Below are 11607 nucleotides of genomic sequence, written 5' to 3'. Positions count from 1 at the left end.
TTTTTAAAAATCAATACTATTCACCACCAAGTGAACATTCAAAATTGGCTTTATCGACAGAGCAGCGAGCCTTTTTCAAAACCCCCATCATGCCTGGATCATAAATACCGCGGTTGGTCATATCCATACGGCCTTCACGCAATAATTTTTGATATTTGGTTTTATCTTCTGCAGTCAGGTTCAATTTAAACTTGGCCGGAATATTGGCTTCCAGACGATTAATTAGGGCAAAACTTTTTGGTAAGTTTTTCACAAACCAATCACGTGATTTTTGACCAAAGCCTGCCGGGAATTGGTCTGGACGGATGACAAAATCTGCGGTCACCTGAAGTACAGGGAAATTAAACATCGCACCATTAGAACCTAAACCTTTGTAGATTTCTAAAGGTTTATAGGCATAGGCAGGTGCACCTACCATATCGACCTGTCCATTATTGAATTTTGCGACAAAGTTAGATACATCAGAGATCACCGCTTGCGCACCTACACGTTGCACCATAATTTTTTGTGCATCGTCATAACCTAATACCGCAAATTTTTTACCTGCTGCTTTTTCAATCGAGTCAATTTTTTTATCGCGTACAAAAATAAAAGCAGAACCTAAAGGTGAAATACCCGCCACTTCATATTTTTTGCCGCCTAAATTACTGACCATTTTCGGCGCATTACGTTTATCCAAAGCAAAAGTGATGGCACGCTGAGCAATCGCATTACTTGGTGCACCACCGAGAGCATCAATAGAGCCTACGAATTTATTGTATTGACGAGCACGCATCGCGGTCATAAATACACCGTCACATTTACCGGCTTTAAAATCATTATCAGCAACCGCTTCGTCTTGACGTGGAATAAGATTAATTTCTGCGCCCCATCCTTTGGCAGCCAGTGCCCATTCCTGAGCCATTTGAAAAGATTCACCCGATTTACCCAGTAAATCAAATACACAGACATTGACTTTAGCAGCTTGTGCTGTACTCGCTAAGCCTACAGCAGCAAATGTTGTTAATGTGAAAATCATTTTTTTCATTATTTCGGTCCTTTTAGAATCTTGTTGTTTGACGAGTATCCGTTCACGCCACAAATATTAAGCAAGTTCATTCTAAAAAAATAGAGCATTTACTCCAATTAATCAGGCTTAAAATGCCAATCGTTTTTCATTTTTTTAAGTTAGCAATAAAAATCATAAACTTATGTAACAGCGATTTTTAGGTATAATTTATGAAATTTGCGCTATTTTACAAATGAATACAATAATGATGGATTTATTCACCGCTTAATGAACACTCAAAGTTGGTTCGCTCTACCGTACAACGGGCTTTTTTCAGCACCGTCATCATGGTCGGTTCATAAATTCCTTGCCTGGTCAGGTCTAAACGTCCATCCCGTAATAATTTTTGATATTTATCATGATCTTCCTTAGTTAAATTGACTTTATATCTGGCGGGAATTTCCGCTTCCAGGCGTTTCACCATAGCAAAGCTTTTCGGTAAAAGTTTTACGAACCAGCTCCGTGACTGGTCTGCAAAACCTTCAGGAAATTTCTCCGGGCGAATCACCAGATCGGCAGTCACATTGACTACCGGAAAATTAATCATTGCCCCACTAGAGCCTAAACCTTTGTAAATTTCTAGCGGCTTAAAGGCATAAGCAGGTGCCGCAATCATATCGACTTCACCATTGTTGAATTTCTTCACAAAATTAGAAATATCAGCCATCACCGGCACTGCACCAATACGCTGGACAACAATTTTTTGCGCCTGATCATAGTGCAGAATGGCAAATTTTTTACCTTGTGCCTTCTCTATAGAATTAATTGATTTATCACGTACAAAAAGATAGGCAGTACCAATTTGCCCAATTCCTGCCACCTCATATTTTTCATTGGCAATGCTACTGGTCAGCCGCTTTTTATTACGTTTGTCCAGCACAAAAGCAATGGCTTTTTGTGCAATCTGATTACTTGGAACGCTACCAAGTGCATCAATTGAACCGGCAAATTTGTTATAGGCGCGGGCACGCATTGAGGTCATGTAAAAAGCATCACAGATACCAGCCTTAAAATCTTTTTCAATTTTTGCTTCGTCTTGATAGGGCATTAGATTGACCTCAGCTCCCCAGTTTTTACTGGTTAAGGCCCATTCTTCAATTAATTTATAAGACTCACCTGCTTTACCGAGCAGATCAAATACACAGATATTCTGTTTGGCTTGCGCTAAGCCGGAAAAACTCAAAAGTGTGAGCGTAGATAAAATAAAAGTCTTTTTTTTCATGATGTGCCTTATTTTTTTCGCTTATTTATCTTAGAAAATTACTATAATTTTGTTTTTATAGTAAAAATAGAGCTGCTGAAGCCTTTCTGACGAAAGGCTGTTTTTTTGCACAATTTGTCACATTTTTATTCATCTACTTAAAATCATGCTTTTATAAAAAAGAATCATGCACTGCCTTTTTCTTTTCTGAGTGGCTTCCTTTAGAATACGCACATTATTCTTCTCATTTAGATATTTCAATGATTCAGTTAGATCAACTTTCTATACGTCGCGGTGGGCGTGTTTTATTTCAAAAAGCGTCTATGCAGCTACATCCAGGATGGAAAATTGGCCTAACCGGTGTCAATGGCGCAGGAAAATCGACCCTGTTCGCCGCATTATTGGGTGGCATGGAATCGGATGGCGGTTCTTTGACCCGTCCTGCTGCCTGGACGGTGGCTCATATGGCTCAGGAAATTAAAGCGCTGGAGATGAAGGCCATCGATTTTGTCCTGTCTGGAGATGAAGAATATTGGGACATCCAGCACAAACTGGAACACCCTGAAGATCTCAATAACGATGAGTTAGCGCATTTATATGGCCGCTTTGACGAAATTAATGGCTACTCTGCTCCATCAAAAGCATCACAATTGATGGCCGGTTTGGGCTTCTTTGAACATCAGTCACAACTGGATGTTTCCAGTTTCTCGGGTGGCTGGCGCATGCGTTTAAATCTGGCCCGCACCCTGATGAGCCGTTCCGACTTGCTGTTACTGGATGAACCGACCAACCATCTCGATTTGGATGCAATTTTATGGCTGGAAGACTGGCTAAAAGCCTATGAAGGCACCCTGATTTTAATTTCGCATGACCGTGATTTTCTTGATGCCGTTACCGATCATATTTTACATATCGAAAATCAGGAACTGATGCTCTATACCGGAAATTATTCTACCTTTGAACGTACACGTAGTGAACGTCTGGCACAACAACAACAAGCGTATGAAAAGCAGCTTGAAACACGGGCACATTTACAAAAATTTATTGACCGCTTTAAAGCCAAAGCCACCAAAGCCAAACAGGCACAGAGCCGGATTAAACAACTAGAACGTATGCAGGAACTTTCTGCTGCACATGTAGATACACCATTTACCTTCAGTTTCCGTGAACCGACTAAAATGAGCTCACCTTTGCTGCAACTGGAACATGCGGATATTGGTTATGGTAACAAGCTGATTGTAACCAATGTCAATTTGCAAATAACACCAAGCAGCCGGATTGGTTTACTCGGGATGAATGGCGCCGGTAAATCGACACTGATCAAATCTTTGGTGGGTGACCTGAAACTGCTCAAAGGAACACGTAAAGATTCCGAATTGCTGAATATTGGTTATTTTGCCCAGCATCAAATGGATGCCCTGGATGGTAGTGCCAGTCCAATGCTGCAATTGTCACGAATCGCAGACAAAAAAATCAGTGAAGCAACTTTACGTTCATTCCTCGGTAGCTTTGGTTTTAGTGGCGAACGTATGGACACCCCAAGTGAAGGCTTCTCTGGTGGTGAACGTGCGCGCCTAGCTTTGGCTTTAATTGTATGGCAACGTCCCAACGTGTTGATTCTGGATGAACCGACCAACCATCTGGACCTTGATATGCGTCATGCCCTGACCATGGCCTTACAGGACTTTGAAGGTGCTGTGGTGTTGGTATCGCATGAGCGTCAATTGATTGCCAGCGTATGTGATGAATTATTGCTAGTCCACAATGGTCAATGCCGTGAATTTGATGGTGATTTGGTTGCTTATGCAGATTGGTTACGTCAGGCACGGATTGACCTCATGAAAAATGGTCAGAAACCTGCTGAACCCGTGAAATCACAAGTAGAAGTAAAACCGGCAATTTCAAAACTCGATAAAGAAGCTCAACGTAAAGAAACTGCGCGCCGCCGTGAACTGAGCCGCCCGATTCGTAAAAATATTGAAAAAAATGAAGCACAGATTAGCAAGCTGCAACCCCGTTTGGCTGAAATTGAAGTCTTACTGGGTGATGCGGCAATATATGAAGCCAGTCGTAAAGATGATTTACTCAAGCTGATGAATGAGCAAACTCAGTTAAAAAGCCAGCTGGAAACGGCGGAAGAACAGATGTTAGAGTTAATGATGGAACTGGAAGAGCTGGAAAGTTCTTTTGAATAAGGCATTTTTCCATTCTTAAGTAAAGCTAAAGTGACGTTTATTTTATGATCGCAGTACAATATTTAAGGTGTGCTGCGATTTTTTAATTTTTCTACACAACCATTCTCATAGCCATTTTAGCCAGCCTCCTATGGCAACCTATTTTAAATAAAATGATCGAGTTTTAAATTCAAAAACTACCTTTAAATAAATTTAAATTCAAAGTCTGGTTTTAAATTTAAAATAAAATATTATTTTATCTTGTGGATAAGTGAATTTTTACTCTTATACTGAGCCAAAATGGCTATTCCGAAATTTATCCACAGAGCGCTTTCCACTATGTGGATAGTTTTAAATTAGTTTTTGACCTATCCTGAGCTGTTTTTTTGCGTTTTAAAAACCTGAGTTCGATGATTTTCCAGGCGCCCTCATTGACCCATAATTCCCGAATTTGTTTATGATTCTGCAAACCAATCCAGACCTGGCAATGCTTTAAATCTTCATCATAATCAAATTCTTCAAACTCAACTGCGAGTTTTTGCGGCTTCCAGACACCATTTTTCACAGCATGCGCAATGCGGTCATAACGGATAAAATTGCTTTCCACGCGACCCTCCTGCTCGTAGACCACTTTGAACTGTTCATGTTCATACTGAGCCAGCACCTCATAATTTCCGCTAAAAAAGGCCTGAGTCCAGATATCGCGGATCTGTTCCAGTTCTTGGTCCATAGTGCTCACCTCGTCATATTGCATGATGATTTCCTCTTTATTTGGAATCATTATGACAGAGGAATACGTCATTTTAATAAAAACAAAGATGGCTAAAAATCAATCGAATTAAAATAAAAACAGCATAAAAAAAGCATCCCGAAGGATGCTTTTTTACAATTTCACTCATCAATGCATCAAGCGTCAATATCCGCATTTAAGGCATTTTCCTCAATAAAGGCACGACGCGGTTCCACATCATCGCCCATCAAACACGAGAACATGCGGTCTGCCTCAATGGCATCGTCAATGGTCACCTGCAGCATGTTACGGTTTTCAGGATCCATAGTCGTTTCCCACAGCTGTTCCGCATTCATCTCACCCAAACCTTTATAGCGCTGGATCATCATGCCGCGACGTGAGTCAGATAAAATGTGCTGCCAAACCTGATGGAAGGTCGACACCTGAATCTTGCGATCACCTTTCTGCAAATAAGCGCCTTCTTCAAGCAAGGTAAACCAGCTCTTCGAATTTTGCAGTAAACGCTTGTATTCACTTGAACCGAGCAATCCGGTATCCAGTAAATAATGATGCGGCAAGTTGTGCACATACACCGTTACACGTGGCCAGTAATGCACCACTTTGCTACCGTCTGCATGTTCTTTCTCAAACACTTCAAGCGTGATTTCAGGACGTAAACTTGGTTGATACGCTTCAATAGCAGCACGCAACTGTTCAGACCACTGTTTCACATAGTCTTCATCATGACTATGGTCTAACTTGAACGCATCTAGGCCCAGTAAACCATCCAGCAAGCTTGCTGGATAACGTAGCGTTAAACGCTGCAAGCTCTTTTGTGAAGTCTGATAGTCAGCAATGACTTTTGCTAAAGACTCACCACGAATCGCAGGTGCATCGGCGCTGACATGCAGTTCCAACTCATCAATTGCGTTAGAAATCAGGTAAGTCTCAAGCGCATCATTATCTTTAATGTACTGCTCTTGCTTGCCTTTTTTCAGTTTATATAACGGTGGCTGTGCAATATAGATATAACCGCGTTCTACCAGTTCAGGCATTTGACGGAAGAAGAAGGTCAACAGTAGCGTACGGATGTGCGAACCATCAACGTCAGCATCGGTCATGATGATGATTTTGTGATAACGCAATTTATCCGGATTGTACTCTTCACGACCAATACCACAGCCCAACGCTGTAATCAGCGTACCGACTTCCTGACTCGAGATCATCTTGTCGAAACGTGCACGTTCTACGTTCAGGATTTTACCTTTCAGTGGCAGAATTGCCTGCATCTTACGGTTACGGCCCTGTTTGGCAGAACCACCTGCAGAGTCACCTTCGACCAGGTACAATTCAGACAATGCCGGATCTTTTTCCTGACAGTCCGCCAGTTTACCTGGCAAACCGGCAATATCCAGCGCACTCTTACGACGGGTCATTTCACGCGCTTTACGTGCAGCATCCCGCGCACGTGCCGCGTCGATAATTTTGCCGGCAATCGATTTTGCTGCTTGCGGATTTTCCAGCAAGTATTCTGAGAATGACTTGTTCATCGCCTGCTCTACAGCAGGTTTCACTTCACTTGAAACCAGTTTTTCCTTGGTTTGTGAAGAGAATTTAGGATCAGGCACTTTTACCGAAACAATCGCGGTCAAACCTTCACGCGCATCATCACCCGATACAGCAACTTTCTCTTTTTTGAGCAAGTTTTCGCTTTCCATATAGCTGTTTAAGCCACGGGTTAAAGCAGCACGGAAACCGGCTAAATGTGTACCACCATCTTTTTGTGGAATGTTATTGGTAAAACAGCGTACGTTTTCTTGATACGTGTCATTCCATTGCAAGGCAACTTCTACACCAATGCCATTGTCTGCTTGCACAGTAAAATGAAAGATATCATTCAGATGGGTTTTGCCCTGGTTGATATATTTTACGAATTCAGACAAACCACCTTCATAATCAAACACATGTTCTGCATTGATACGTTCATCACGTAGCACAATACGCACACCGGCATTCAGGAATGAAAGCTCACGCAAACGGCGCGCCAAAATATCAACATTGAAAATAGTTTGACTAAAGGTCTCGGCACTTGGCCAGAAACGAACAGTAGTCCCGGTTTTGTCGGTATCGCCCACGACTTTGAGTGGATAGACGGGATCACCATGTTTATATTCTTGTTGATGAATATGACCGGCTCTGTAAATGGTCAATTCCAGTTTGCTGGATAAGGCATTGACGACCGAAACACCAACACCATGCAGACCGCCAGAGACTTTATAGCTATTATCGTCAAACTTACCGCCAGCATGCAGAATGGTTAAAATCACTTCAGCTGCAGACACGCCTTCTTCAGGGTGAATATCCGTTGGAATACCACGACCATTATCAGATACGCTGACTGACTCATCTTCATGGATGGTCACTAGGATTTCATCACAGTGACCTGCCAATGCTTCATCAATGGCGTTATCGACCACCTCAAACACCATGTGATGCAAGCCTGAGCCATCGTCTGTATCGCCAATATACATACCTGGACGCTTACGCACAGCATCGAGGCCACGTAATACCTTGATACTAGAGGAATCATAAGCTTTTTCATGGGTTGGTTCTGTTTGAGAAGCAGCTTGATCTTCTGAACTCATGGTTTCTCCCTAGTGAAATATAGGTCTATCCAAAGATGGGTAAAATTTAAAAAGTTATTGCACAACAACCTGAACTTGACCATTTTCAACTTTGAATAATTGATATGAAATAGACAAATCATGTAAATGTTTTTTGACCGATTCATGCTCTAAAGTGGTAATAAAAACTTGACTACCCAGCTGGCTTAATCGCTCAATTAATCGTCGTTGTGCAGTTAAATCTAATTCTGCTGTCAGATCATCTAATAATACCACAGTTTCCTTATTACAGGCATGTAGCATTGCAATCTGTGACAGTTTTAAGGCCATAATCAGCAGCTTTTTCTGACCGCGTGAAAGTACCACATCGGCATCGCCCATGGCTGTTTTTAAACGCAAATCGGCACGATGTGGACCGTATTCGGTATAACGACGATCAACATCTTTCTGATGATGCACAATCAGGTCATGCAGCAAGCCCTGTTCGGTATGAAAGCCTGGACTATATTCCAGTTCCACCGCAAGATTGGGCAGCAAGTGCTGCAAATCCTGCTCAAAATAGACTTTCCACTGCTCGACAATACTGCTACGCTGCGAATTCAACATTTCGCCGTATTCTGCCAGCATTTTGTTCCACGGTTCCAAATCATGCAAACCGAGATTTCTGCTCGATTTCAGCAAGCTGTTACGTTGCTTTAAGGCACGTGCATAGTACTGCCAGGCATGATAAAAATCCGGTTCCACGTGGAACATCAGCCAATCCAGCAATTGCCGGCGCGGTTTGGCCCCATAATCGATAATATCGGTACTTTGCGGATCAATATGCTGTAAAGGCAATATTTTGGCCAGTTGACCTTGGGTCGCAATATGATCGCCATTGACCTTAATCAGCTGTTCACCAGAGAGCAGCTTTTGCATGCCAAATTTTTCCGTTGCCGATTGTGCAAACACAATCGCATCGCCGGTTTCATTCTGAATATAATTTTTCGGGATATGGGTACGAAAAGAACGCCCGGTCGCCAGCAAATGAATGGCTTCCAAAATCGAGGTTTTGCCTGAACCATTTTGCCCGTAAAAGACATTAAACGGCTGCAACTCCTGGAGTGCAACCGTCTTTAAGTTTCGAACACGTTCTATATTTAAACGCGTAATATGCATGGTTAAATCTGATTCAATATCGGTAAATTAAACACGCATTGGCATCACAACATAGGTCTGATCCTGTTGTGCCGGATCATGCACCAATACCGACTGATTCGCTTCAGTCATAGTCATCGATACATCCTCGCCATCTAACACACTCAGCACATCCAGCAGGTATTGGGCATTGAAAGACATTTCCATCGGTGCATCTGCATACTGAATGGCTAAATCTTCAATCGCTTCATCTTGCTCCGGGTTATTGGCACGCAGCTGCAAAGAATCGGCACCAAAATTCAGGAACACGCCACGTAATTTTTCATTACTGAGAATGGCTACACGTTGCAAGGATTGCTTGAATACGTCATGCGCGATCAATACGTTTTTATCGCCACCACGTGGAATCACGCGACGGTAATCCGGGAATTTTCCATCAATCAGTTTCGTGGTGAAACGAACGGTAATATCGCCCTGCTCTTTATCACGACTTGGGGTACTAATGGTCACATTTAATAATTCACGGCCAATCAATAAAGACAATTGCTCATCTTCAATGCTGAGCAGACGTTGCAACTCAGCTACCGCTTTACGAGGCACAATCGCCTGAATAGGCTGGGTTGCAGTAGATTGCGCAACAGTTTCACACAGCGCAAGGCGGTGACCATCAGTCGTTACAGCACGCAGTTGATTTTGGTCAATTTCAAGCAATGTACCGGTTAAATAGAAACGGACATCCTGCACAGCCATTGCAAAAGCCGTTTTTTCAAACAGGCGTTTTAACTCACGCTGAGTCACGGTGACTTGCGTACCTTGGGCATTTTCAGTACTTAACAATGGATAATCTTCAGCTGGCAAAGTACCCAGTACAAAGCGGCTATTCCCTGATTTTAAAATACAGCGATCTTCAGTAATTTGCAGGTCAATCAATGCCGCGGCAGGCAAGGATTTACAGATATCCATCAGTTTACGTGCAGGTACAGTGGTTTCACCTGCCTGCAAGCAAGCCCCTTCAGCCAGTGTGGTACTGGCCACCAGTTCCACTTCCAGATCAGAACCGGTAATGGTCAAGGATTCATTGTTTACTTGAATTTTTACGTTAGACAGAATGTTTAAAGTATGGCGACGTTCAACCGCTCCTACGACATGTGACAGAACATTAAGTAAGCTTTCTTTCGCGATTTTCAAACGCACGGTACATTCCTCTAACAACTGAAGATGAAAATAAATAAATGTGTTTTTTAGCAGTGTACTATGCGGCAGAATATGCCGCATTGCAAGAATAGAATTTGATCAAATCAGATCAGCTTTGCAACAGCCGTTGCAGGTTTTTATAGTCTTCATTAAAGATCGGATCTTGTTCACGCAGACTGATGACTTTTTCACAGGCATGCATCACGGTACTGTGGTCACGACCACCAAACGCCATGCCAATTTCGGGGAAACTGTCTCCGGTCAGTTCACGTGCCAAGCCCATGGCCAGCTGACGTGGACGAGCATAAATCCGGGTACGTTTGGGACCGACTATTTCCTTTAAAGGAATACGGAAATATTCACTCACCACCCGCTGGATATTTTCAGTACTGATGGTACGGGCACGAATGGCCAGCACATCTTTTAACGATTCGCGTACCACATCCAGATCGATCGGTGTGCCTTTAAAACGGGAAATCGCCACCACTTTGTTCAGCGCGCCTTCCAGCTCACGAACATTGGCCACCACTTGCTGGGCAATAAACAGGGCACAGTTACGCGGCAACTCCACCCCACTGCTTTCGGCTTTTTTCAACAAAATTTCAATTCGGGTTTCAATATCCGGTGGTTCCACCCCGACCGATAAGCCCCAGGAAAAACGTGAAACCAAACGTGCATCCAGTTCAGTCAATTCTTTGGGATAACGGTCGGAAGTCAGAATAATCTGTTTTGATTCATCCAATAGCGCGTTAAAGGTATAAAAAAACTCCACCAGACTGGCTTCTTTACCGGCCAGCAAATGAATATCATCCACCAACAACAGATCAAGCGAGCGGCAATTCTTTTTAAACTCTTCCACTTTGCCTTGCTGTAAAGAGCTGACAAAATCTTGTACAAAACTTTCCGCCGTCATATACATCACCCGTGCATTGGGTTTGGCCTGTAACAGGGCATTACCGACAGCTTGCATGAGATGGGTTTTACCCAAACCGGTCGGTCCGTATAAAAATAGCGGGTTATGCTGTGAAGCCCCCAACTGGGTTAACACTTTACGGCAGGTTTCAGCTGCCATCTGGTTGGAACGGCCTTCAACGAATAGTGAAAAAGTAAATAAGGGATTGAGTAAACGTTTACGGCTGTTTTTACTACCCGTTTCATCTTTTTCTTTTTTCGGTTTGGAAACAACTGCCGGAACAGATTGCAATGCAGCCGTGGTGGTTGCTGGCTGTTCATTGGCTGACAGGATTGCACCTGGACGTGAATCCACCAAAATCTCGACTTTACGTACCCGGCCTTCGGACATCTGTTCAGCCAAAATCGTAATCAGTTCCAGATGATGTTCCTGAATATAGCGGGTCCAATACGGATTTGGTGCATAGAGCCTTAAAGTATCGTTCAGCTCTTCAGCAACCAGAGGGCGAATCCACATGGTAAAGACATTTCCCGAAAGCTCTTGTCGCAAACGAGTTAGACAGTCTGTCCAAAGCATGTGAAACCCC

The 11607-nt window shown here is 43.0% G+C and carries 8 protein-coding genes; 1 reads left to right on the top strand and 7 read right to left on the bottom strand.

Translation table 11 applies throughout. From position 1 onward, the window contains the following. Nucleotides 1-16: 16 nt before the first annotated feature. Together ABJ384_RS00040 and ABJ384_RS00035 are read right to left on the bottom strand one after the other, a co-directional pair. Nucleotides 17-1027 carry a putative solute-binding protein gene (locus ABJ384_RS00040; RefSeq protein ID WP_349928159.1) on the bottom strand — a complete coding sequence of 337 codons (1011 nt, stop codon included), beginning with the start codon at nt 1025-1027 and terminating at the stop codon, nt 17-19. Nucleotides 1028-1262: 235 nt separating this feature from the next. Further along, nucleotides 1263-2270 (bottom strand): putative solute-binding protein, encoded by a 1008-nt coding sequence (locus tag ABJ384_RS00035; RefSeq protein ID WP_349928158.1) that lies wholly within the window; start codon nt 2268-2270, stop codon nt 1263-1265. Nucleotides 2271-2509: 239 nt separating this feature from the next. Here ABJ384_RS00035 and ABJ384_RS00030 point away from each other — a divergent pair, with 239 nt between their 5' ends. Further along, nucleotides 2510-4444, top strand: a complete 1935-nt coding sequence (locus tag ABJ384_RS00030) for an ATP-binding cassette domain-containing protein (protein WP_166171654.1) — start codon at nt 2510-2512, stop codon at nt 4442-4444. A 316-nt stretch (nt 4445-4760) separates the two neighbouring features. On the opposite strand, the gene ABJ384_RS00025 is transcribed toward ABJ384_RS00030, so the two are convergent. The 5 genes from ABJ384_RS00025 to dnaA all read right to left on the bottom strand — a co-directional run bounded on the left by ABJ384_RS00025 (nt 4761) and on the right by dnaA (nt 11597). Continuing rightward, nucleotides 4761-5153, bottom strand: a complete 393-nt coding sequence (locus ABJ384_RS00025) for a hypothetical protein (protein WP_349929759.1) — start codon at nt 5151-5153, stop codon at nt 4761-4763. Between the two features lie 176 nt (nt 5154-5329). Then, entirely contained in the window at nt 5330-7798 is a 2469-nt protein-coding gene (gene gyrB / locus ABJ384_RS00020; protein ID WP_349928156.1) for a DNA topoisomerase (ATP-hydrolyzing) subunit B, read from the bottom strand. A 54-nt stretch (nt 7799-7852) separates the two neighbouring features. Next, nucleotides 7853-8935, bottom strand: coding sequence for a DNA replication/repair protein RecF (gene recF / locus ABJ384_RS00015; protein WP_180043242.1), 1083 nt, complete (start codon nt 8933-8935; stop codon nt 7853-7855). 27 nt (nt 8936-8962) lie between these two features. Then, complete coding sequence (dnaN, locus tag ABJ384_RS00010; RefSeq protein WP_180043243.1) at nt 8963-10108, bottom strand: DNA polymerase III subunit beta; 1146 nt, start codon at nt 10106-10108, stop codon at nt 8963-8965. 109 nt (nt 10109-10217) lie between these two features. Continuing rightward, on the bottom strand, nt 10218-11597 hold the full coding sequence (gene dnaA, locus ABJ384_RS00005) for a chromosomal replication initiator protein DnaA (protein WP_086197589.1): 1380 nt from the start codon (nt 11595-11597) through the stop codon (nt 10218-10220). Between the last annotated feature and the right edge of the window lie 10 nt (nt 11598-11607).

The sequence above is a fragment of the Acinetobacter sp. A1-4-2 genome (genome assembly GCF_040233925.1).
Taxonomy (GTDB): Bacteria; Pseudomonadota; Gammaproteobacteria; order Pseudomonadales; family Moraxellaceae; genus Acinetobacter.
Note: the sequence above shows the minus strand (reverse complement) of the source record. Positions and strands in the feature narration are given on the sequence as shown.

What these genes read in the sequence shown, in the direction of transcription:
- ABJ384_RS00040 (WP_349928159.1), bottom strand. Translation starts at nt 1,027, where the DNA reads ATGAAAAAAATGATTTTCACATTAACAACATTTGCTGCTGTAGGCTTA.
- ABJ384_RS00035 (WP_349928158.1), bottom strand. Translation starts at nt 2,270, where the DNA reads ATGAAAAAAAAGACTTTTATTTTATCTACGCTCACACTTTTGAGTTTT.
- ABJ384_RS00030 (WP_166171654.1), top strand. Translation starts at nt 2,510, where the DNA reads ATGATTCAGTTAGATCAACTTTCTATACGTCGCGGTGGGCGTGTTTTA.
- ABJ384_RS00025 (WP_349929759.1), bottom strand. Translation starts at nt 5,153, where the DNA reads ATGGACCAAGAACTGGAACAGATCCGCGATATCTGGACTCAGGCCTTT.
- gyrB (WP_349928156.1), bottom strand. Translation starts at nt 7,798, where the DNA reads ATGAGTTCAGAAGATCAAGCTGCTTCTCAAACAGAACCAACCCATGAA.
- recF (WP_180043242.1), bottom strand. Translation starts at nt 8,935, where the DNA reads ATGCATATTACGCGTTTAAATATAGAACGTGTTCGAAACTTAAAGACG.
- dnaA (WP_086197589.1), bottom strand. Translation starts at nt 11,597, where the DNA reads ATGCTTTGGACAGACTGTCTAACTCGTTTGCGACAAGAGCTTTCGGGA.